This is a genomic window from Ancylobacter sp. TW_SC_1 (assembly GCF_056836805.1).
Genome location: NZ_CM166365.1, coordinates 2,934,836 through 2,955,442 on the forward strand (window position 1 = coordinate 2,934,836; position 20,607 = coordinate 2,955,442).

21 protein-coding genes, 1 tRNA gene and 1 pseudogene are annotated in these 20,607 nt (G+C 64.9%); 11 read left to right on the plus strand and 12 right to left on the minus strand.

The genetic code is table 11. The annotated features are described in order from the left end of the window. Nucleotides 1–70: 70 nt before the first annotated feature. The 3 genes and pseudogenes from AC1PZ7_RS13525 to AC1PZ7_RS13535 form a co-directional block, all read right to left on the minus strand. A complete protein-coding gene (locus AC1PZ7_RS13525; RefSeq protein WP_482359645.1) occupies nucleotides 71–1,306 on the minus strand; it encodes a nitrate reductase in 1,236 nt (411 codons plus the stop codon). Then, nucleotides 1,307–1,873: pseudogene (locus AC1PZ7_RS13530) on the minus strand (molybdopterin-dependent oxidoreductase); the annotation flags it as partial. Nucleotides 1,874–1,962: 89 nt separating this feature from the next. Further along, a protein-coding gene (locus AC1PZ7_RS13535; RefSeq protein WP_482359592.1) for an IS3 family transposase occupies nucleotides 1,963–3,326 on the minus strand; the annotation gives its coding sequence in 2 pieces (ribosomal slippage) (nucleotides 1,963–2,976 and nucleotides 2,979–3,326; 1,362 coding nt in all). Nucleotides 3,327–3,416: 90 nt separating this feature from the next. Between AC1PZ7_RS13535 and AC1PZ7_RS13540 the strand changes: the two genes are divergently transcribed. After that, a complete protein-coding gene (locus tag AC1PZ7_RS13540; RefSeq protein ID WP_482355740.1) occupies nucleotides 3,417–4,400 on the plus strand; it encodes a terminase gpA endonuclease subunit in 984 nt (327 codons plus the stop codon). A 21-nt stretch (nucleotides 4,401–4,421) separates the two neighbouring features. Here the strand turns inward: AC1PZ7_RS13540 and AC1PZ7_RS13545 are convergent, their stop codons facing one another. Then, on the minus strand, nucleotides 4,422–4,865 hold the full coding sequence (locus AC1PZ7_RS13545) for a hypothetical protein (protein ID WP_482355741.1): 444 nt from the start codon (nucleotides 4,863–4,865) through the stop codon (nucleotides 4,422–4,424). A gap of 125 nt (nucleotides 4,866–4,990) precedes the next feature. Between AC1PZ7_RS13545 and AC1PZ7_RS13550 the strand changes: the two genes are divergently transcribed. The 7 genes from AC1PZ7_RS13550 (at nucleotide 4,991) to AC1PZ7_RS13580 (ending at nucleotide 10,171) form a co-directional block, all read left to right on the plus strand. Then, nucleotides 4,991–5,440 (plus strand): hypothetical protein, encoded by a 450-nt coding sequence (locus AC1PZ7_RS13550; protein ID WP_482355742.1) that lies wholly within the window; start codon nucleotides 4,991–4,993, stop codon nucleotides 5,438–5,440. Next, the gene (locus AC1PZ7_RS13555) at nucleotides 5,440–5,688 is read left to right on the plus strand and encodes a hypothetical protein (RefSeq protein ID WP_482355743.1); all 249 of its coding nucleotides are present in this window, start codon (nucleotides 5,440–5,442) and stop codon (nucleotides 5,686–5,688) included. The genes AC1PZ7_RS13550 and AC1PZ7_RS13555 overlap by 1 nt, the downstream gene beginning before the upstream one ends. Beyond that, nucleotides 5,675–5,851 (plus strand): hypothetical protein, encoded by a 177-nt coding sequence (locus AC1PZ7_RS13560; RefSeq protein WP_482355744.1) that lies wholly within the window; start codon nucleotides 5,675–5,677, stop codon nucleotides 5,849–5,851. The genes AC1PZ7_RS13555 and AC1PZ7_RS13560 overlap by 14 nt, the downstream gene beginning before the upstream one ends. Next, entirely contained in the window at nucleotides 5,851–7,236 is a 1,386-nt protein-coding gene (locus AC1PZ7_RS13565) for a phage portal protein (protein ID WP_482355745.1), read from the plus strand. The genes AC1PZ7_RS13560 and AC1PZ7_RS13565 overlap by 1 nt, the downstream gene beginning before the upstream one ends. Next, nucleotides 7,226–9,004: a prohead protease/major capsid protein fusion protein gene (locus AC1PZ7_RS13570; protein WP_482355746.1), complete on the plus strand. Its 1,779-nt coding sequence runs from the start codon at nucleotides 7,226–7,228 to the stop codon at nucleotides 9,002–9,004. Before AC1PZ7_RS13565 ends, AC1PZ7_RS13570 begins: the two co-directional genes overlap by 11 nt. A gap of 2 nt (nucleotides 9,005–9,006) precedes the next feature. Continuing rightward, nucleotides 9,007–9,240, plus strand: a complete 234-nt coding sequence (locus AC1PZ7_RS13575) for a phage head-tail joining protein (RefSeq protein ID WP_482359646.1) — start codon at nucleotides 9,007–9,009, stop codon at nucleotides 9,238–9,240. A gap of 307 nt (nucleotides 9,241–9,547) precedes the next feature. Beyond that, nucleotides 9,548–10,171, plus strand: a complete 624-nt coding sequence (locus AC1PZ7_RS13580) for a hypothetical protein (RefSeq protein ID WP_482355747.1) — start codon at nucleotides 9,548–9,550, stop codon at nucleotides 10,169–10,171. A gap of 36 nt (nucleotides 10,172–10,207) precedes the next feature. Here AC1PZ7_RS13580 and AC1PZ7_RS13585 read toward each other — a convergent pair whose 3' ends face one another. From AC1PZ7_RS13585 to AC1PZ7_RS13600, 4 genes are all read right to left on the minus strand, one after another. Next, entirely contained in the window at nucleotides 10,208–11,446 is a 1,239-nt protein-coding gene (locus AC1PZ7_RS13585) for a tyrosine-type recombinase/integrase (RefSeq protein ID WP_482355748.1), read from the minus strand. Between the two features lie 191 nt (nucleotides 11,447–11,637). Further along, nucleotides 11,638–11,727, minus strand: a tRNA-Ser gene (locus AC1PZ7_RS13590). Between the two features lie 84 nt (nucleotides 11,728–11,811). Next, nucleotides 11,812–12,543, minus strand: coding sequence for a hypothetical protein (locus AC1PZ7_RS13595; protein ID WP_482355749.1), 732 nt, complete (start codon nucleotides 12,541–12,543; stop codon nucleotides 11,812–11,814). 149 nt (nucleotides 12,544–12,692) lie between these two features. After that, nucleotides 12,693–12,968, minus strand: coding sequence for a hypothetical protein (locus AC1PZ7_RS13600; protein WP_482355750.1), 276 nt, complete (start codon nucleotides 12,966–12,968; stop codon nucleotides 12,693–12,695). Nucleotides 12,969–13,531: 563 nt separating this feature from the next. On the opposite strand from AC1PZ7_RS13600, the gene AC1PZ7_RS13605 reads away from it, so the two are divergent. From AC1PZ7_RS13605 to rimO, 3 genes are all read left to right on the plus strand, one after another. Beyond that, nucleotides 13,532–14,101 (plus strand): hypothetical protein, encoded by a 570-nt coding sequence (locus tag AC1PZ7_RS13605; protein WP_482355751.1) that lies wholly within the window; start codon nucleotides 13,532–13,534, stop codon nucleotides 14,099–14,101. A gap of 177 nt (nucleotides 14,102–14,278) precedes the next feature. Continuing rightward, complete coding sequence (gene hmuQ / locus AC1PZ7_RS13610; protein WP_482355752.1) at nucleotides 14,279–14,608, plus strand: heme-degrading protein HmuQ; 330 nt, start codon at nucleotides 14,279–14,281, stop codon at nucleotides 14,606–14,608. A gap of 113 nt (nucleotides 14,609–14,721) precedes the next feature. Then, complete coding sequence (gene rimO / locus AC1PZ7_RS13615) at nucleotides 14,722–16,080, plus strand: 30S ribosomal protein S12 methylthiotransferase RimO (protein ID WP_482355753.1); 1,359 nt, start codon at nucleotides 14,722–14,724, stop codon at nucleotides 16,078–16,080. A gap of 10 nt (nucleotides 16,081–16,090) precedes the next feature. Here rimO and AC1PZ7_RS13620 read toward each other — a convergent pair whose 3' ends face one another. From AC1PZ7_RS13620 to AC1PZ7_RS13635, 4 genes are all read right to left on the minus strand, one after another. Continuing rightward, nucleotides 16,091–16,855: a bestrophin-like domain gene (locus tag AC1PZ7_RS13620; protein ID WP_482355754.1), complete on the minus strand. Its 765-nt coding sequence runs from the start codon at nucleotides 16,853–16,855 to the stop codon at nucleotides 16,091–16,093. A 16-nt stretch (nucleotides 16,856–16,871) separates the two neighbouring features. Next, nucleotides 16,872–18,092, minus strand: a complete 1,221-nt coding sequence (locus tag AC1PZ7_RS13625; protein ID WP_482355755.1) for an ArgE/DapE family deacylase — start codon at nucleotides 18,090–18,092, stop codon at nucleotides 16,872–16,874. Continuing rightward, a complete protein-coding gene (locus AC1PZ7_RS13630; RefSeq protein ID WP_482355756.1) occupies nucleotides 18,089–19,369 on the minus strand; it encodes an allantoate amidohydrolase in 1,281 nt (426 codons plus the stop codon). The genes AC1PZ7_RS13625 and AC1PZ7_RS13630 overlap by 4 nt, the downstream gene beginning before the upstream one ends. Before the next feature lie 136 nt (nucleotides 19,370–19,505). After that, nucleotides 19,506–20,591, minus strand: coding sequence for a BMP family ABC transporter substrate-binding protein (locus tag AC1PZ7_RS13635; protein WP_482355757.1), 1,086 nt, complete (start codon nucleotides 20,589–20,591; stop codon nucleotides 19,506–19,508). Nucleotides 20,592–20,607 lie beyond the last annotated feature (16 nt).

The window sequence follows — 20,607 nt, forward strand, 5'->3', positions numbered from 1 at the left end:
CGTGTCGCATAAAGTAACGTTTCGTGCCGCCGGCGAGTGACGCGTTATCCGACAACAAGAAAAGCGTCCGTCAAACTGCGTGATGCTGGGGTGCATTCTGCCGGATCAGTTTCTTGAGCTCCGGCACGCAGGAGCCGCAATTGGTTCCCGCGCCCAGCTTCTGCCCCAGCCGCTGGACATCGGCACCGGGGTCAGCGGCAAGCGCCGCCTCGATCTGCGACGCCGAGACGGCAAAGCACGCGCAGACCAGCGGCCCGCGCGATGGCACGCCCTCGTCGCCTCGCCCGGAGAGCAGGTTGCGGCGCCCGGTGGAGCTGGGCGTCCGCGCGGCGAGCAGGGCTTTCATTCCGTCCCACGAGGCAGGGGCATCGCTGGGTGACAGGAAAACCGCGCCGGTGAGCGCGCCCGTTTCATCGAAGGCGGCGGCGCGATAGGTGCCGCCGTCGGCATCGACATATTCGGTATAGTCGGTGGTTCTGAGAAGTCCCGCCGTATGGCGCTGCCAATCCTCCGGGCCTTGATCGGAGGCCATAAGATACCCCTCGCCTCCTTCCATCGCGACTTTCGCCCACCAGGTGGCAGGCAGGTCGGTCACCGCCTCACGGCTGAGGACGAAGCCGCGATACGGCATGGACAGCGCCGAGGCGTGCACCGGTGTCGCCTTCGATTCCGGCTGGCCCGACACCGGGTCCGTGATGCCGGCGACCAGCGCGTTGATGCGTGCGTTCGACGAGGTGGCATTGGACCAGTGGATCGGCGCGAAAAGCGAGCCGCGTATCTGGCCGGGGCTCAGGTGTGCTTCGAGCACGGCGTGACCGTGAGGAGACCGCAGCGCGACCAGGCCACCCTCCTTCAGGCCGAGTTTCTCCGCGTCCACGGGATGGATTTCGACGAACGGCATCGGCAGGTGTGCGCCAAGCCGCGGGCTGAGCCCGGTCCGCGTCATGGTGTGCCACTGGTCGCGTATGCGCCCGGTGTTGAGGATGAACGGAAAGGCTGGGCTGGTTTCGGTCGCGAGTTGCGCGGCGATTGGCGCGACGAAGCGCGCCTTGCGATCCGGCGTGAAGAAGTGGCCGTCGGCAAAGAAGCGCTTGTCGGCGCGATCGTCCGCCGACCGCACGGGCCATTGCACCGGCGCCAGCATGTCGAAGGCGACGTCATCGAGGGTGCTCAGGCCGCCGAGATCGAAGTCACGGCTGCCCTGGTTCTCGAAGCCCGACAGAGCGGCATGCTCGCGAAACACGTCGGCGACGTTCCGCCAGGCGAACGCATCCTCGAAGCCGAGCCGGCGGCCCACCTGCGCCATCGCCCACCAGTCCGGCCGCGCCTCGCCGGGCGGCGGCAGAAAGGCGCGCTGACGCGAAATACGGCGCTCGGAATTGGTGACGGTGCCGTCCTTCTCGCCCCAGGCGAGCGCGGGAAGCACGAGATGCGGGCGGCAGGAAAGCGTGTCGTTGGACGCGACATTCTCCGACACGACCAGGAAGTCCAGCGATTTCAGCGCGTGGTCCACGGCTCCCGCGCGTGGCAGGCTGACCGCCGGGTTGGTGCCCAGGATCCACAGTGCCTTGATCTTGCCCGCCGCGATGGCCTCGAACATCGCGACGGCCTTCAGGCCCTCCCGCCCGGCCATGCGCGAGGCGCCCCAGAACCGGCCTACCCTGTCGATCTCGACCGGCGTGAAGTTCATGTGCGCCGCCAGCTGGTTGGCGAGACCGCCGACCTCCCGCCCGCCCATCGCATTGGGCTGGCCGGTGAGCGAGAATGGGCCCATGCCCGGACGCCCGATGCGGCCGGTGGCGAGATGCACGTTGATGATGGCGTTGACCTTGTCGGTGCCGTGGGCCGACTGGTTCACGCCCTGCGAATAGCAGGTGACGGCGCGCTCTGTCCGTCGTCAGAACATTTGGCGCAACTCGCGGGGTAAATTAGCGGAGTGCGGGCCTCGTCTGGGGGTTGATGTTAGGCGGCGAGCTTGCGGTGCTGCAAGCGCCGATGTTCGATGGTCTGTCGCTTGATCCTTTCACGCTGTTGGATGACCGCCGGAGCCCTTCCGAAGTAGGTGTCGGCGGGCGTCACATTGTTCAGGCTCTCGTGGTAACGCTGGTGATTGTAGTGTTCGACGAAGGCCTCGATCTGGGCCTCGAGATCGCCGGGCAGGAAGTAGTTTTCCAATAGGATGCGGTTCTTCAGGGTCTGATGCCAGCGTTCGATCTTGCCCTGGGTCTGGGGATGCATCGGGGCGCCGCGCACATGGCTCATTTTCCGGGCCTCAATGTATTCCGCAAGTTCGCCGGCGATGTAGCTGGGACCATTATCGCTGAGCAGCCTGGGCTTGTGCAGCACCGTGGCGCTGTCGCAGCCGGAAGCCGCCAGAGCCAGGTCCAGCGTGTCGGTCACGTCCTCGGCCCGCATGTTGGTGCACAGCTTCCAGGCGATGATGTAGCGCGAGAAGTCATCGAGGACGGTCGACAGGTACATCCAGCCCCACCCAATGATCTTGAAGTAGGTAAAATCAGTCTGCCACATCTCGTTCGGCCGGGTGGTCTTGGTGTGGAACTGATCGGCGGCCTTGATCACGACATAGGCCGGGCTGGTGATCAGATCCTGGGCCTTCAACAGGCGGTAAACCGCGGATTCTGACACGAAGTAGCGTTTCTCGTCGGTGAAGCGCACCGCCAGTTCGCGGGGGCTGAGGTCGGTCGCCTCCAGCGCCATCTCCACGATCTGATCCTGGATGTCGCGGCCGATCCGGTTCCACACCCGGCTCGGCGCCGATGGCCGATCCTCCAGCGCCTCCGGCCCGCCCTCAAGATAACGGTCATACCAGCGGTAGAACGTCCGACGGGCGACGCCCAACTGGTCGAGCGTGCGTTTGGCGGGCAGGTGCGACTGTTCCACGATCCGGATGATCTCGAGCTTTTCGGATGCGGGATACCTCATTCGTCGTCGCCCCCATCCGCAATCATGCTTTTTTTGAGCAACCGGTTTTCCAGCGTCAGGTCCGCCACGCATTCCTTCAAAGCACGGGTTTCGCGGCGCAGATCCTGGACCTCACCGGTGGTCGCCGCGCGGGCAGTATCGCCGGCCAGGCGGCGCTTCCCCGCTTCCATGAACTCCTTCGACCAAGTGTAGTACAGGCTCTGGGCGATGCCTTCCTTGCGGCACAGCTCCGCAATGCTGTCCTCGCCGCGCAGCCCATCGAGCACGATGCGGATTTTGTCCTCGGCCGAGAAATGGCGACGCGTCTGCCGCCGAATATCCTTCACAACACGCTCAGCAGGGGCCTTTGTCGGCGATTTTTTCAAGGAGGGTTGGGCCTTCATCTTCGTTCCTTCGTCACTACGACGAAGCCCCAACCCTCCTTAAATCACAACCTCAAATCTGTGCCATTGGTGCTGACGGCGGACAGGTGCGTGATCGAGGAAGCCGACAAGCCCGCGATGGTGGAGGCCGGCCGCTGGCGCGCGACGGCGCCGGAGGTGCATGGGCACGCGGGGTTCCGTCTCAATGCACTCGTGTCGCTGTTGCCGAATGCGTCCTGGCCGAAGCTCGCTGCCGAATTCCTCGCTGCGAAGGATGATCCCGAAAGCCTTCAGGTTTTCGTAAACACCATCCTCGCCGAGGGCTGGAAGGACGGCGGCGACGAGGTGGATGAGGCCGCGCTTCAAGCGCGCGCCGAGCCGTTCGGGCTGGAAGCCATTCCGCCGGAGGTGCTGGCGATCACGGCCGGCTGCGACGTGCAAGATGACCGGATCGAGGTGACGCTGTGCGGTTGGAGCCGCATCGATCTTTTCGTGCTCGGTCACATCATCATTTGGGGTTCCCCCGACGATGATACGACGTGGCTTGAACTCGACGCCATTCTCAAGAGCCGGTGGAAGCACCCGGCCGGCGGGTCCTTGAGGATCGACGCCGCTGTCGTGGATGCAGGCGATGGCGATTGGACCGAACGGGTCTATGCCTTCTGCTTTCCGCGTGCGGTTCGTCGCATAATGGCCGGAAAGGGCGTCTCTGGCGCCCGCCCTGCCATCCAAGCGAGCAAGACCAAGGTGCGCGGCGGGCGGCTATGGATTGTCGGCGTGGATGGGATCAAGACGACGTTGGCGAACCGCCTCTCGCGAGGGCGCTCGATCCGATTTTCTGCCGAGCTTGAGCCGTCGTGGTTCGAGCAACTGACCAGTGAACGCCGTACGGTGCGGTACTTCAAAGGGCAACCGATCCGGCGTTTCGAGCGCATCCCCGGCCGGCGGGCTGAGGCGCTGGATTGCGTCGTCTACGCCTTCGCTGCGCGCCATGCTCTTACGCTGAACTGGAATATGCGCGAGGAAGAACTGAAAGGCGCGCCGCCCGCTAAGGCGGCGCCGAGGGTGATCAAGTCGGCGTGGATGGAGCGTTAGGCGCGAAAGATCATGCGCGCCTTATATCGCCCGAAAAAGCGCGATCACTGCTGCTGGAATGCAAGCCACAGCCATGAAGCCGAAAAACAGAGATGCTCGGTAGGTTCTTCCGATAGCCTCACCATGGTTGTCTTCCTTAACGAGGTGGGCTGCCGAAATGAGCAAACGCGGGTCTGCCCATTCGTCATAGAGGGCCGCCGCTCGCGACCAATTTAGCCATGCGAACAATCCAGAGAGAAAAGTGCATACAAGTCCAGCAGTGAGCCAAATAATCGAATATTTTTTCTGATCAATTGTAAATTGATCGGCCTGCGCCAGAATATATATTCCACCAAAGTTAGACAGAGCAATCGTTGAGGTCAGCCATTTTCCATAATCAGCCTGAACCTGTCCGCAATATTTCGCATAGTCAACGTATTTTTCGAAGTATGCGGTTGATAATATCCGATAATCTTCGCTAGACATCTCACGCCCCTGCTTTTTTCGCATTATTCGTTATTCTGGATGGATCGCGGAAGTAAATCCATCATTGCATTGAAATTGAATTCGCTGGCCCCATATAGGTTCATATTGAACCCGGTGGCGTGGCGATGGAAACCAGCAATCTTCTTTACACCGTTTCGCAGATCGCCGCCGCTGCTGGCGTCGCGCTGAACCGACTGAAAACTCTGCGCTTTAGGGGTCATGTTCCCTTTTGGGATGCAGAGGCGGACGCGGAGGAACGGTCTTGGCGTCGCTACTCATTGGTTGATGCCGCGCTGCTGAGCGCTCAGGTCGCGCTCATGAGTGATGGTCTTTCCGCTGAGGCTGCCTGCGAACTCGTCCGCGACGCCCGCATCTTCCTCCGCTCGGAAGGCTCTGCGGACATCTGGGCCGGGATCGTCCGTTTCGAGGATGGCGAGCGCCACGTCGGCGGATCGTTTGGCGACGTGCTCGCCGCGACCGCCGAACCGTCCGCTGACAGCGGCTCGCGGGCCGCCTTTCTGGTGAACCTCACCTTTCATATGCGCCGCGTCCGCGCGGCGTTGGAGGCGAAGTAATGGATAGCGAACAGCTTTTCGCCCTCTCCGTCGATGACGCGCTGAAGCTGCCGGGTTTCCCCGCCGAGGCGCGCCGCCTTGTCGAACTACTCGAAACGAAAGGGACCGACGCGACGCTCGGCGACATCGCCGATGCCCTCGGCGTGGATCGCGGCGGCTACCTCGCGCGCTTCGCCGAAGAGACGATCATGACCGGCGTGCAGGCCATGGCGGCGCCGAAGAAGGGCGAGCGCAATGGACTTAATTGAGATCGCGAAGGCGGCGCGCGAAGCGCCTGACTATGAAGAGCGCCTTGAAGAACTGCGGATTGCGATTGCCGATGGCGAACTCACGCTCGCGGACGAGGCCAAATTTCTCGGGATTTTGCCGGAAGAGCTGGCGGAAATCCTGAAACCGCCGCAGGTGCAGTGATGGGTATCCTCGACCTATTCCGCGCTCCCGCGAAGGCCATGGCGCGTTCCTACGACGGGGCGCAGGGTGGTCGCCGCTGGCGCGGCGCGGGAGAAATGCCGGCGCCCGTGAGCGCCGGTTTGACCGCTCGCGGGCCGCTCTCCCGGCGGGCGAGGTACTTGACCGCAAACAACCCGTTGGCCGCCTCCGGGGCCGAGGCGTGGATGTCCGCCCTCGTGGGGACCGGCATCCGGCCGCAGTCGACGCATCCCGATCCGGCTATCCGTGCCGCCCTCGGTGCGGCTTTCGAGGCGTGGACTGATCGCGCCGACCTCGACGGCGGCGGCGACCTCTACGGCGTTCAGTCCCTCGTGGCCCGCCGCATGGTGATCGACGGCGAAAGCCTCGTCGCCTTGTCCTACTCTCCGGCTGGCGAACTCCGGGTGCGTGTGCTCGATGCCGAGCAACTTGACCCGAGTATGTCTCGCGATCTGGACGGCGGACGCCGGATCATTGCCGGGGTGGAACTCGATCAGGACGGGACCCGGCTCGCCTATCACCTTCTCCCCGATCCGCCGTCGCTCCCATTTGTGCGGGCTCTCGACGCGGTGCGGGTTCCGGCTGAAAGCGTCTGCCACATCTTCAAACCGGACATGCCGGGGGCGGTGCGCGGCGTTAGCTGGTATGCGCCCTGTCTCCTGCGGCTGAACGATCACGACGGCGCAATGGACGCGCAGCTCGTGCGCCAGAAGGTGGCCGCGCTCCTCACGGGCTTCGTTACCTCGCTGGACGGCGCTGTACCCTTCGACGGCGAGCAGTCGGGCGGCAACCTCGATGGCGGACTTGAGCCTGGAACCCTGAAGGTGCTCGCCCCCGGACAGGATGTCCGGTTCTCCGATCCTGCCAAGGTTGGTGCCGAGGTGATCGACTTCCTGCGCATCACGGCGCGGGAGATCGCGGCCGGGCTCGGCGTGCCCTATGAGGCGCTTACGGGCGACCTGTCGAGCGTCAATTACTCCTCGATCCGCGCCGGTCTTGTCGACTTCCGGCGCCGCGCTGAGGCGATCCAGCACAATGTGCTGGTGTTCCGCCTGCTGCGGCCGCTCTGGCGGGCTTTCGTCACGGCGGAAATCCTCTCCGGCCGCATCGCCGCACCGGGGTTTGAGAGCGATCCCGAGAGCTATCTCGGCGCGCGCTGGATCACGCCGCGTCAGGAGTGGGTGGACCCTGCGAAGGACGTGGACGCGGAGATCGCCGCCATCAGTGCGGGTCTCATGTCGCGCCGGCAGGCGGTGGAGGCTCGCGGCATCAGCGTCGAAGAACTCGACGCCGAGCGGGCGGCCGATGCCACGCGCGAAGCGGCCCTTGGTATCTCCGAACAAAAGGTGAACTCCAATGGGGAATGAACTGATCACCCGCCGCGCTCCGCTCGCCGCATCATCGTGGAAGCCTGAAGAGCGCACCCTTGAAGTGGTGTTCTCGACGGGTGCCCCGGTGGAGCGCGCCGACGCGCGCGGCGCCTATGAGGAGCGGCTGGACCTTCAACAGGATTGGAGCGCCTTCATCGGCGCCCCGGTTCTCAACTCTCACCGTCGCGGCGACGTGTCCGACGTGCTCGGTCACGTCACCAAGGCGTGGACGGTGAGCCCTTCCGAAGCACGGGCGGTCATAAAGCTCTCGCGCCGCCCCGATGTGGAGGCCGTCGTTCAGGATGTGCTCGACGGGCATCTCCGGGGAGTGAGCGTCGGCTACGCCGTCGCGGAGTGGAAGGAAAGCGCCGAGGGCGGGCGGCGCATCAAGACCGCTCAGAAGTGGACGCCGCTGGAACTCAGCATCGTCCCTATCGCCGCCGATGGCGGCGCCACCATTCGAGGAACCGACATGACGACGCAGACCGAAACCCAGACCCGCACCGATCCGGCCCCGGCTGTGGTGGAGCGAGCAACGATCAACTCCGAAATCCGCAGCATCGCCCGCGTGGCCGGGCTGGGGCAGGATTGGATTGACGGACAGGTGGATGCCGGCGCGAGCGCCGATCAGGCCCGCGCCGCCGCGTTCGCGGCGATGCAGGAGCGCAGCGCTCCCGCCGGCACGATCCGCACCGCGACGGTCGGGACCGGCTTCGACGATCCCCATGTCCGCGCTCAGGCGATGGGCGAAGCGATCTTCACCCGCGTGACGCCCGGCCATGAGCCGAGCGCAGCGGCTCGTCAGTTTTGCGGCCTCACCCTGCCGGAGATGGCCCGTGAGAGCCTTCGCCGCTCCGGGGTGGGTGTGACCGGCCTCGGCTCTGCCGAGGTCGTGACCCGCGCTCTCGGCGGCCTGCACAGCACCTCGGACTTCGCCATTGCCCTCGGCGACAGCGTGGGACGCGTGGTGCGCCAGAGCTACACCGCTGCTCCTTCCGGCCTCAAGCCGCTGGCGCGGCAGATGACGCTCCCCGACTTCAAGACCCGGATTATCGTTGGGCTCTCCGGTCTCGGCACGCTGGAAAAGGTGAACGAACACGGCGAGTTCAAGCGCGGGACGCTGGACGAGAACGGCGAGACGATCCGCCTCGACACCTTCGGCCGCGTCTTCGGCATCACCCGCAAGGCGATCATCAACGATGACATTGGGGCGCTTCAGGATATTCCGCGCCGGCTCGGCGTCGCTGCCGCTCAGTTCGAAGCGAACCAGCTTGCGGCGCTTCTGATCGCCAATCCGGTGATGGGCGACAACGTGGCGCTCTTCCACGCCACGCACAAAAACCTCGGCACTCCGGCCACGCTCTCGATTGACAGCCTCTCTGCCGCGCGCGTCGCGATGCGCGGCCAGACCGACCCGGCCGGCCAGTTGATCGCCGTTGTGCCCCGCTTCCTCGTGGTGGGGCCGGCGCTGGAAAGCAAAGCCGAACAGCTTATGGCGACGATCACGGCGCCGACGACGGACGATGTGCAGCCGATCAAGCTCACGGTGGTTGTCGAGCCCCGGCTGACCGGAAACGGCTGGTACGTGGTGAGCGATCCGGCCGCGACGGACGGTCTCGCCTACGCCCATCTCGCCGGTGAGCCCGGCCCGGTGATCGAGAGCCGCGCCGGCTTCGATGTGGATGGCGTCGAGACGAAAATCCGGCTGGATTTCGGGTGCGCGTTCCTCGATCACCGTTCGTGGTTCAAGAATGCCGGGGCGTGACGATGGCCCGCGCGATTGAGGATATCAGGGCCGATCTTGACGCCCTCCGCTCGGCGCGCGCTTCCGGCGCGCGCCGCATCGTCACCCACACGGGTGGGGTGCGGAAGGAAGTCGAGTTCAAGACGGACGCGGAGATGCGGGACGCCATTCTCGGCTTGGAGCGCGAGCTTGCCGCGTTCTCCGGGCGCCCAATCCACACTGTGCGCCTCGCGTCAAGCAAAGGTTTTTCGGGATAGGACGGCAGGTCCGCTGCGTCGGCTGTTCCGGCCGTTAGGTTCGCTCGCCTCTGCCGTCCTTCTCCTCAAGGCGGGCGAACCGGGAACGTCCGCCCCACGCACGGGGCATCTTCATCAGAGCGACTTGGCCCGCCGTGGAAACGCGGCGGGCTTTTTTCGTTGGAGAAAGTCACCGGCTCCTGTCATGCCCGAGGCCGGGGTGCTCTAAGTGTCAGTCGCCCCTACCAAGTGAAGACGGCTCGTATGCTCGTGAGGTCACGATGCGGAGATGAGGGGTGAATCGTTATGAATTGGGAGGTCCGGTGCAATGGAACGTATTTTTGCGATGTTTGTTGAGTACGCCGGCCCAGTTTCAATTATTTTTTCGGGAATCGCGGCAATTTCTGCTTCTATCGCCTTGATATATTCAGCTAGGCAATCGTCCATCATGTCGAAGCAATTGATTTCGGATCAACGGGCGTGGATATGCTTTGATATGAATGTCGTGAGTGATTTTCGAGCTTATGAGACGGGGTCTGAATTTGATATTGAGATTAACGTGTCAAATGTTGGAAAGACGCCAGCATTGGATGTTTGCACGTCGGTCGACGTAATCACTGATGGAGCGAATGTTCCCCAAGATCTTAAAAAGTTCGCGAACGAAAATCTCAAATCAGAACCCCAGGCAAGTCGGTTGGTGTTTCCGGGGGAGTCATACAAGCGCCCATGGGGGTGCACCGTCAGTGTTGATGACCTCAATGGTCGTGCAAGTGTAAGTATAATAGTTGTTCTTATTTGCATAACGTATAAAATTCCTCATGATAATGTCTTTCATCAAAGCGCCGTACCTTATTGTGTAGGAATTGGGAGTGGATTAATGCCTATTGATGCTGACCTAGTTGAGGTTAGTCGTATCAGGTCGACAGTGTGGCCGGGCGGCTTTGCCAATTAATCTCTCTCGGTCCGCTACCCGCAATTCGTGAGAAATTCAAGAAGAGTGCATGCCTTTGATAAATTGCGCCCATGCGTTCATCATTTTCCTGCGCTTCTCAAGCGCATCGCCGCGCCGATAAGCCGCTTCGACTTCGTTCCCTACCGCATGCGCAAGCGCCGCTTCCGCGACCTCGCGCGGGAAGCTGGTGCGATCCCCTGCCCAATCGCGGAACGCCGAGCGGAAGCCGTGAACGGTGGGCTCACCTTCCGCGTTCCGGCGAAGCAGCATGGTTAGCGCCATATCCGAGAGCGGGCGGCTTCGCTTTGCGCCGGGGAAGACCAGGGCCTCTTCTCCGTTCTCTGCCGGCCGGAGCGCTGCGACGGTCCGCAGCAAATCCACGGCTCGGTCGGGGAGCGGTACGCGATGTTCCCGCCCTCCCTTCATGCGGGTGGCTGGAACCGTCCATAGCTTGTTCTTCAGGTCGATCTCGTTCCACCGCGCCGCACGGACCTCACCCGACCTTGCCGCCGTCAGAATGAGGAATTCGAGCGCCCAAGCGCTGACACCGCGCACAAGGTGTAGCTTGGCGACAAAGGCAGGGACATTCTGAAATGGCATGGCGGCGTGGTGGCCGCGATCTGCCTTCCTTCGCCTCGGCAAGAGATGATCGAGATGCCCGCGCAACCGCGCGGGGTTCTCGCCAGACCGAAGCCCTTTCACCCGCGCGAAATCCAGCACCGCTTCAATGCGGCCCCGTACTCGCGCCGCTGTCTCTGGCAATTCTGTCCAGATGGGCGTGAGCACGCCTAGGACGGCTTCCGTGTCGATCTGATCGACAGGCTTGCCTCTGATCGAGACGCAGTATCCAGCCTCAGTGAGGTTGCCGTCACCGTCCCGCACGCGGCTCAGGGTCATGACCCACTGCGCCACATGCTTGGAGTTTCGCCAGCCGGGAGCGTTCGCCTTGATGTAGTCGTCCGCGACCTCTCCGAACGTCTTCACCTTATCCACGGGCTTCGCAGCGGCCCGCCGATCCTCGATAGGGTCTACTCCGTCCGCAATCAGCCGCCGGGCGGCATCCGCCCTGCGGCGGGCCTCCGCTAGGTTCACATCGGAAACGGGCCCCAGCCCCATTTCCCGCTGTTTGCCGCCCATGCCGAAGAGAAAGACCCATCGCCGTCTCAGGCCATCCGGCGAAATGGCGAGATAGAGCCCGCCACCATCGGCGTGACGGCCCGGCGTGGAGCACGTTTTGACGAAGAGTGCCGAAAGGCGATTAAGGGCCCGCGCCATCGTGATTTCCCCGCTGAAACTGGGGCCCGGATTTGGTCCCCAGTCAGGCCCCAGTTTGGGCCCCAGTCCGATACGGCGGATTGTAGCGGTCGTTCGCGAACACAGGAATACGTCCGCGCTTGGAGAAGCCTTACAGATCAAGGGTTCTCCGCGCAGTGGCGAACATAAAAATACATGGAAAATCAATGGGATGGCGGAAGAGGTGGGATTCGAACCCACGGTGGAGTTGCCCCCACGGCGGTTTTCAAGACCGCTGCCTTAAACCACTCGGCCACCCTTCCCCGCTGTCGCGGCGCCTCGGCGCCACGCCCTTGTTTCGAAACTCGGCGCGTTTGGCAAGCATGCGTCTCGGCCGGGCGGCGCGTCTAGGGCGTGGTGCCCGGCATCGACCAGTTCGGGACGCTCCAGCCGGGAACCGTCCACATCTGCGGCCGGCTCGTGGGAGGCGGCGCGGGGCGCGCCGGCTGCGGTGCGGTCGCCTGCGGCGGCCTGTCGGTCTTCGCCGTCTGCTGCATCGCCGCCTGCCGGGCGGCGAGCCAGTTGGCCGTTTCCTGCAGGATGAGCTTCTGGACGGCCGGGTGCATCGGCAGCTGCGCATGGTTGGTGAAGCGCGCTCCCGCCGCCCAGGCACTGATGTTCTGGGCGCCGCGCACCTTTATGAAGCCGGGACCGGCAATGTTCACGCAGCGCGGCACGGTGCAGGCCGGCGGGGCCGGCGCGGCGTCGACCGTAATCACCAGCGGCGCGGGATAGCCGGCGCGAGCGAGCTGGCCCGCATAGCGCAGCGCTGTCTCACCGCCCATCGAATGACCGATGATGATGTCCGGCACGATGCCCTTGGTCTTCACCATCAGATGGGAATCGGTGCGGGTGCGAAAGCCCTGCTGCGCCAGCGGCCGCGCCAGCGCGGAAACTCCGATATAATCGTTCTCGACATAGACGCCGAGCCCGTCGAGCAGCAGCACGAGCGGCGGTGGAGGCGCTTCGCCTGCAGGCGCTCCCGGCACCTGTCCGGCTCCCGTGACGGGGGATGATTCGGCCAGCGCCGGCAGAATGCCGGCAAGCAGAAAGGCCAACGCGAGATGAACAAACTTCAATGCGGTCGCTCGTATCGAGGTTTCCCCCGCCCCCGACGACACGCTTAGCGCAACGCCGACGGGTTCGCCATCGGCATTATGCCAAAGGGGCGCGCGGCGTGCGGAGAGAGGCTGGCGTCCCTCCGCAGGGCCGAAGCGTGAGCGCGGGCTTACGCGGCCCGGCTCCAGTGGCGGTCGTCATTGCGCAGGTGGCAGGCGTCCGTCCAGGTGGTGAAGGCGGTCCAGGCCTCGTTCTGCTGGTGGGGAAGGCGCGCGGCCTCCATCTGGGTCAGCAGCATCTCCGCGAAACGGCCGAGCCGGTCGTGCCGCAGCGAGCGGATGAACCCGATCGCACCGTCCAGCGACTCGATGGCGATATCCTCCTGCCCGATCAGGACGTGGATCGGCTGGGGTCGAAAGGTGGTGCCGTCAATCACGTTCGTCATCTTGGAACCTCCCGTTTCCGGCTTTGCTTGGAACCCGGCGGGGCTGAGCCGTGGCATCCGCGGGCAGGCTGATACTGGCAGGCTAATTTGGCACCGAAATGACGCAGTCAAGAAGTATCCGGGAACGCTCGGCGCGAGTCATTGCGAATCCAGCCTTGCCCACCAACACATTCCTGTGATGACTGATGTTCGCCATGAAGAATATGGCGCATCGTACATGGAATGTGGTATTCCACACCGTCCCCATGTTTACTTTTAACCCATGGCGACGACTTGAATGTTTAAAATGACATTTTAGTTGTATTGATTACCCTGCGTCATAACGAACGACATTGATCGGGTCTCGGCCGCGCCTTGCCGTCGGCGAAGGCGCGTGAATATGTTTCGTCAGGCGCGAATACATCATTGCGACAACACTGGCAGTGCCGAATATTTCGCGACTGCGAAGGTCGTGAATTATTTATGGTGCCTTGCAGCGTGAAATACCTCTTGCGGACCCATTGTTACATCATGTTACGGTGGGTACGGACGGCACAAAGATCGTCCGTGAGGAGGAAACACCAATGAACATCCGCAACAGCTTTGTCGCGTTCGCCGCGGCGGTGAGCATTCTCGGCGTCGCGCCGGCCTTCGCGCAGGAGGAAGCTGCGCATGTGAAGCCGGCGACGGCTTATGTGCAGAAGAACATTCAGCCCTGGCTCAGCGATCCGGTGGTCATCGCCGCCGTGATCGAGTCGAACAAGAAGCACAAGAAGCTGATGCAGGAAGAGATCATCGTTCTGGACAAGGCGTGGATCGCCAAGGACCAGGCGCTGATCGACAGCATCCGCAAGAACAAGCTGTCGGAGTTCCTGATCCAGAAGAAGGATGCTTCCGGCGGCGTCATCACCGAAGCCTTCGTGATGGACAATCGCGGCCTCAATGTCGGCCAGACCGATGGCACCTCCGACCTGTGGCAGGCAGATGAGGCCAAGTGGCAGAAGACCTATGCCGTGGGTCCCGGCACCATCTTCGTCGACAAGGTCGAGGAGGACGGCGGCAAGAAGATCGCGCAGGTCAGCGTCACCATTTCCGACAAGGACGTGGCGATCGGCGCCGTGACCTTCGGCATCGATGTCGACAAGCTGAAGTAAGCCCTGTCCCGGACGTGTCTCTCCAGGATATCGGCGGGCGGCGCGAGCCGCCCCTTTTTTTGCCGCCGTCCGTGTTCCAGACGTCGGGTTCGCGAGCCGCACGCCGCGGCGCCGCATCGACCTCGCCGGCGGCTTGGGCTAAGTCTCCTGCTGCCGGGCAGACGTAAGGAGAATCCCATGTTTCTTGCAATGAACCGCTTCAAGGTGAAGCTGGGGTCGGAAGCCGATTTCGAGACGGTCTGGCGCGAGCGCGACAGCCATCTGAAGACCGTTCCCGGCTTCAAGTCCTTCAATCTCCTGCGCGGCCCCACCAAGGACGACCACACGCTCTACGCCTCCCACTCGATCTGGGCCTCGCGCGCGGATTTCGAGGCGTGGACGCGTTCCGAGGCCTTCCGCAAGGCGCATGGCAGCGCCGGGGGCAACAAGCCGCTCTATGTCGGCCATCCCGAGGTCGAGCTGTTCGAGAGCGTCATCGCCCTGTCGGTCGACGACGCGGCCGCCTGAGCGCCCGCTCACATGCCGGAGAGGTGCGGCGGTCCCGGGGCCGGTGCAGTTGACGCGGGCGGCTGCGTGCCGTAACCGCTCGCGATCCAGAAAATCCGGGTGCCGCACCGATCATGGCCGATATCGCGTCGTCCGACGCCTTTCCTTCCGCACGCGGTGACGCACCGCGCATTTCCTTTGTCTCGCTGGGCTGCCCGAAGGCGCTGGTGGACAGCGAACGCATCATCACCAGCCTGCGTTCGGAAGGCTACGAGCTGTCGCGCCATCACGAAGGCGCCGACCTCGTCATCGTCAACACCTGCGGCTTCCTCGACAGCGCCAAGGCCGAGAGCCTGGCGGCCATCGGCGACGCGCTGAAGGAGAATGGCCGGGTCATCGTCACCGGCTGCATGGGCGCCGAGCCCGAGCAGATCCGCGACGTGCATCCCGGCGTGCTCGCGGTGACCGGGCCGCAGCAATATGAGAGCGTGCTGGCGGCGGTGCATCAGGCGGTGCCGCCGCAGCACGATCCGTTCGTCGATCTGGTGCCGCCGCAAGGCATCAAGCTCACCCCGCGCCACTATGCCTATCTAAAGATTTCAGAGGGTTGCAGCAATCGTTGCACCTTCTGCATCATCCCCAAGCTGCGTGGCGATCTGGTCAGCCGTCCGGCCGGCGACGTGCTGCGCGAGGCCGAGCGGCTGGTCGCAGCCGGCGTGAAGGAACTGCTCGTCATCTCGCAGGACACCTCCGCCTACGGCGTCGACCTGAAATATGCCGCCAGCACGTGGAAGGACCGGGAAGTCCGCGCCCGCTTCCTCGATCTGGCGCGCGAACTCGGGTCGCTCGGGGCGTGGGTGCGCATGCACTATGTCTACCCCTACCCCCATGTCGACGAGGTCATCGCGCTGATGGCCGACGGCGTGATCCTTCCCTATCTCGACATCCCCTTCCAGCATGCCTCGCCGAGCGTGCTCAGGCGGATGAAGCGCCCGGCCGCGCAGGAGAAGACCCTGGCGCGCGTGCAGGCATGGCGCGCCGCTTGCCCGGACCTCACCTTACGCTCGACCTTCATCGTCGGCTTCCCCGGCGAGACCGAGGCCGAATTCGAGGAGTTGCTGGCCTTCCTCGAGGAGGCGGAACTCGACCGTGTCGGCTGCTTCAAATATGAGCCTGTCGCCGGCGCCCCGGCCAACGCGCTCGGCGCGGCGATTGCCGACGAGGTGAAGGACGAGCGCTGGAAGCGCTTCATGGAGGTGCAGCAGCGCGTCAGCGCCCGGCGCCTGAAGCGCAAGGTCGGCACCCGCCAGCAGGTCATCATCGACAGCGTCGGGCCGAGCGTCGCCATCGGCCGCTCCAAGGCGGATGCGCCGGAGATCGACGGTGCCGTGCACGTCGCTGCCCGCCGCCCGCTCCGGGTCGGCGAGATCGTCACGGTGAAGATCGAGCGGGCCGACGCCTACGACCTGCACGGCACGGCGGTGGGCTACTGAGCCCCCGCCTCTACTCCAGGACCCGCCGCAGTTCCTCGGAAGGAACGATGCTCTCGTCGACGGTCGGCCAGGACAGGGCGACCGTGTAGGCGAGCGTCGTCGAAAAGGCGATGGCGAAGGTCGTCAGCCCGATGATGAGCTGATAGCGCTTGCCGACATGCAGCGCCGCGAGGCCGATCAGCGACAGCAGGCCCAGCACCATCACCACGATCCAGCGATGGGGCGCCAGATCGGCATGCAGGATGAAATAGCGATCCGTCCTGAGGCGCCGCAGATCGAGTTGCGCGGCGAGCATCACGCTTCGGATGTGGGTCGGAACCTCGGCGTCGGCGTCGGCCTTTGAGACGGCCCGCACCAGCCCGTCGAAGGCGGTCGAGACCTCCGGGTGCGGGCGGACCCAGCCTTCATCCCATTCGTGGAGGGAGAGCGCGCGCGCATAGGCTCCCACGGCATCGTCGATCGGCGCGCAGGTCGGCCCGCACACGCGGGCGATGTCGAGCATGGCGTCGAGCCGCTGGACTTCCTTCAGCACGGTCTGCGCGTAGTGGTTCTCGCGGTTCCAGATGTCGCTCACCATGAAGGCGAGGAACAGCGCGAAAGGCAGCGTCAGCGCGCCGAGATAGGAGGTCTGGAGATCCCTCGGGTTGAACACCGCGATCAGCCGCGGGCGCATCGCCACCCAGTAGCAGGCCCATCCCGCCAGCAAGGGCATGGTCGCCACCAGGAAGACGTAGAGCGGGAAATAGTGACTGACGAACAGCCGGCTCCAGGTCACGCGGGCACTCCCGGCCTCAAGGCGTGAGCAGATCGCGGAGCGTGGCCTCGATCACCTGCGTCGCCGCCTTGAGGTCGCTGATGCGCACATGCTCGTCCGCCGCATGGGCGTTGGCTTCGAGAATGGAGCGCGGGCCGGCGCCGTAGAGCACGGTCGGTATGCCGGCGGCGGTGTAGTGGCGGGCATCGGTATAGAGCGGCACCGCGGTCGCCGGGGGCGTCTCGCCCAGCACGTCGGTGGCGTGCTTCTGGATGATCTCGACCAGCTTCTCGGTTCCCGGCAGCGTGCGCAGCGGCTCGGCGAGGATGATGCGGCGGCATTCGATCTCGATGCCAGGACGGCCCGCCACCGCGCGCTCGACCAGCGCGTTGAGTTCGGCCTCGACGCTGATCCCGTCCTCCTCCGGCGTCAGGCGGCGGTCGACCCGCATGACGATGCGGTCCGGCACCACATTGGTGTTGATGCCGCCCGAGATGAGGCCGACGGTGATCTTCGGCGAGCCGATGCCGGGCGTGGCGCTGGTGATGCCGTAGAGCCGGCGCCGCTCGGCATAGATGGCGTCGAGGATGGCGGTGGCGGCCTCCAGCGCGTCGGCGCCGGTTTCCGGCAGGGCGGCATGGGCCTGCTTGCCGCGCACCACGATCTCGAGGTGCAGGCAGCCATTATGGGCGATGACGACGGCATAGGAGAAGCCGGCGGAAATGGCGTAGTCCGGCTTGGTGATCTCGTGCTGCAGCAGCCATTGCGGCCCGACGAAGCCACCCGCCTCCTCGTCATAGGTGAAGTGCAGCTCGACCGTCCCGTCGAGCCCCTCCGGCCGTTCCTTCAGTGCCAGCAGGGCGAAGGCATAGGTGGCGAAGTCGGATTTCGACACCGCCGCGCCGCGCCCGTAGATCGCCCCGCCCTTCTCTTCCGCGCCATAGGGATCGTAGGTCCAGCCCTCGCCGGGCGGCACCACGTCGCCATGGGCGTTGAGCGCGATGACCGGCCCCTTGCCGCTGCCGAAGCGTTCGCGCACGACGAGGTTGATCACCGACTTCATGCCATGCGCCAGCACGAAGGGCTCGGGCACCACATGGCGCTCGACCGCGAAGCCGAGCTCTTCCAGGAGCTGGCCGGCGACTTCCGCGTGCGGGGCGCAGTCGCCGGGCGGATTGTCGCTCGGCACGCGCACCAGCGCCTTCAGGAAGTCGACCTCGCGGGCCAGCTTCTGCATGTCGTCGCCTGAACTGCTCACGTCTGTGCTCCGCTTGTGCCGCCGTCGAGATGCGGGAGTTGGAAGCGCTCGATGAAACCGATGAGCGCCGCCGTCGCCAGGCCCATGTCCTGGGGCGAGGTGTATTCGGCCGGATTGTGGCTGATGCCGCCCCTGCAGCGCACGAACAGCATGCCGACCGGGCAGAGCTTCGACATTGCCTGCCCGTCATGGCCGGCTCCGGAGGGCAGCGACAGCGCACGGTGGCCGAGCCCGGCGACCGCGTCGCGCAGCCGGTGCTGCAGGTCGCGATAGCAGGGCACCGTCGCCACGTCGTGGAAAGCCGAGATGACCACGCCGAGACGGCGATTGTCGGCGATGCGATGGGCCTCGCGCTCGAAGCGGGTCAGCGCCTCGCGGCGGGAGCTGTCCGAACCGGAGCGCAGATCGACGGTGAAGACGACGCGCGCGGGAATGACGTTCACCGAGCCGGGCTCGACATGCATCCGCCCGACCGTCGCCACCATGCCATGGGCGTCGGCCCTGGCGATGCGTTCGACCGCGAGGACCATTTCGGCGGCGCCGGCCAGCGCGTCGCGGCGCATGCGCATCGGCACCGTGCCGGCATGGCCCGCCTCGCCCGTCACGGTGACGGACAGGCGCGAGGCGCCGGCGATCGCGGTGACGACTCCCAGCGGCTCGCCTTCCGCCTCCAGCACCGGTCCCTGCTCGATATGGGCCTCGACATAGGCGATCACCCGCGAGGGGTCATAGGCCGCCGATGCGATGTCGTCGGGATTCTTGCCATAGGCGAGGAGCGCCTCGCGCAGGGTGACGCCGTCGGCGTCCGCTCCGGCGAGGCTGGCGGGGGGAAACACGCCGGCAACCGCGGCCGAAGACGACAGCGTGGTGGGAAAGCGGCTCCCCTCCTCGTCACCGAAGGCGAGGACGTCGATGCCGTAAGGGGGCGCGAGCCCGGCCCTGGCGACCGCCTCGACCGCGAGGATGCCGAGGACGACGCCGAGCGCGCCGTCATACTTGCCGGCATTGGCGACCGTATCGATGTGGGAGCCGACGAGCAGGCGCGGCGCGTCCGCGCCGGCGGGATGCCAATGGCCGCGCACCGTGCCGAGCGCGTCCTCGCTGACGGCGAGGCCCGCCTCGCGCATCCAGCGGGCGACGAGATCGGCGGCGCGCCGGTGCTCTTGCGTCAGGAAAAGCCGGGTCAGGTCGTCCGGACGGGCGGAAATCGCGCCGAGTTCTTCGATCATCGCCGCCGCGCGGGCACCCAGTGCGGCGATGTCCACCGGAATTGTCATGTGCTCGACGCTGCGCCTCTGGCTCTGCGACCGGCAAGTTCGGAACCGTCGCCGCTTGCCATGCGCAATCGCATATGGAGCGGTCTTTGGCAACGATGGCGGCGCAGCCGGGCCGCGCCGCCATGCCCGCGCGCGCCTACTGCCCGGGCACCGTGTCGTCGATGCCCTTCACGTACCAGTTCATCGAGAGGATGTCCTTGTCGGGGAGCACCTCGCCTTCCTTCACCGCCAGGGTGCCGTCCTGCTTGTAGATCGGCCCCTTGAAGGGATGCAGAGCTCCGGAGGTGATCGCCGCCTGGGTCTCCTCGGCCATCTTCTTCACGTCGTCGGGCATGTTGGTGTAGGGGGCCATGACGACCTCGCCGTCCTTCATCCCGCCCCAGGTGTCGGTCGAGGTCCAGGTGCCGTCGAGCGCGGCCTTGGTGCGCTCGATATAATAGGGCGCCCAGTTGTCGATGATCGAGGTGAGCTGCGCGTTCGGGCCGAACTTGATCATGTCGGATGCCTGGCCGAAGGCCTTGGTGCCGCGCGACTCGGCGGCCTGCATCGCGGCCGGGCTGTCGGTATGCTGCGAGATCACGTCGGCGCCCTGGTCGATCAGCGCCTTGGCCGCGTCGGCCTCCTTGGCCGGATCGAACCAGGAGTTCACCCAGACGATCTTGATCTTCATGTCCGGGTTGACCGACTGCGCGCCGAGCATCAGCGAATTGATGCCGGAGACGACCTCGGGGATCGGGAAGGACGCGATGTAGCCGATCGTGCCGGTCTTCGACATCTTGGCGGCGAGCTGCCCGAGGACGTAGCGGCCCTCATGGAACTTGGCGTTGTAGGTCGAGACGTTCTTGGCGCGCTTGAAGCCGGTGGCGTGCTCGAAATGCACCTTCGGGTAGCGCTTGGCGACCTTCAGCGTCGGCTCCATGAAGCCGAAGGAGGTGGTGAAGATCAGCGTGTTGCCGGCGCGGGCGAGCTGCTCGATCACGCGCTCTGCGTCCGGGCCCTCGGGCACGTTCTCGACGAAGGTGGTCTCGACCTTGTCGCCGAGCGCCTGCTCGACCGCCTTGCGGCCCTGGTCGTGCTGGTAGGACCAGCCGAAATCGCCGATCGGCCCGACATAGACCCAGGCGGCCTTCAGCTTCTCCGCCGCCCGCGCCTCCGGCAGCCCGCCGCCGGCGAGGGCGAGGCCCGAAGCGATGGCGACCGCCATGGAGAGAATCTTGCGCATGAACGTCTCCGCTCCA

Bases quoted from the DNA above. Each gene is read 5' to 3' on its own strand.
- AC1PZ7_RS13565 (WP_482355745.1), top strand. From the start codon at position 5,851: ATGGGTATCCTCGACCTATTCCGCGCTCCCGCGAAGGCCATGGCGCGT.
- AC1PZ7_RS13580 (WP_482355747.1), top strand. From the start codon at position 9,548: ATGGAACGTATTTTTGCGATGTTTGTTGAGTACGCCGGCCCAGTTTCA.
- AC1PZ7_RS13600 (WP_482355750.1), bottom strand. From the start codon at position 12,968: ATGACGAACGTGATTGACGGCACCACCTTTCGACCCCAGCCGATCCAC.
- AC1PZ7_RS13525 (WP_482359645.1), bottom strand. From the start codon at position 1,306: ATGGCGCAGGTGGGCCGCCGGCTCGGCTTCGAGGATGCGTTCGCCTGG.
- AC1PZ7_RS13605 (WP_482355751.1), top strand. From the start codon at position 13,532: ATGAACATCCGCAACAGCTTTGTCGCGTTCGCCGCGGCGGTGAGCATT.
- AC1PZ7_RS13545 (WP_482355741.1), bottom strand. From the start codon at position 4,865: ATGTCTAGCGAAGATTATCGGATATTATCAACCGCATACTTCGAAAAA.
- AC1PZ7_RS13555 (WP_482355743.1), top strand. From the start codon at position 5,440: ATGGATAGCGAACAGCTTTTCGCCCTCTCCGTCGATGACGCGCTGAAG.
- AC1PZ7_RS13560 (WP_482355744.1), top strand. From the start codon at position 5,675: ATGGACTTAATTGAGATCGCGAAGGCGGCGCGCGAAGCGCCTGACTAT.
- AC1PZ7_RS13575 (WP_482359646.1), top strand. From the start codon at position 9,007: ATGGCCCGCGCGATTGAGGATATCAGGGCCGATCTTGACGCCCTCCGC.
- AC1PZ7_RS13550 (WP_482355742.1), top strand. From the start codon at position 4,991: ATGGAAACCAGCAATCTTCTTTACACCGTTTCGCAGATCGCCGCCGCT.
- hmuQ (WP_482355752.1), top strand. From the start codon at position 14,279: ATGTTTCTTGCAATGAACCGCTTCAAGGTGAAGCTGGGGTCGGAAGCC.
- rimO (WP_482355753.1), top strand. From the start codon at position 14,722: ATGGCCGATATCGCGTCGTCCGACGCCTTTCCTTCCGCACGCGGTGAC.
- AC1PZ7_RS13570 (WP_482355746.1), top strand. From the start codon at position 7,226: ATGGGGAATGAACTGATCACCCGCCGCGCTCCGCTCGCCGCATCATCG.
- AC1PZ7_RS13585 (WP_482355748.1), bottom strand. From the start codon at position 11,446: ATGGCGCGGGCCCTTAATCGCCTTTCGGCACTCTTCGTCAAAACGTGC.
- AC1PZ7_RS13635 (WP_482355757.1), bottom strand. From the start codon at position 20,591: ATGCGCAAGATTCTCTCCATGGCGGTCGCCATCGCTTCGGGCCTCGCC.
- AC1PZ7_RS13630 (WP_482355756.1), bottom strand. From the start codon at position 19,369: ATGACAATTCCGGTGGACATCGCCGCACTGGGTGCCCGCGCGGCGGCG.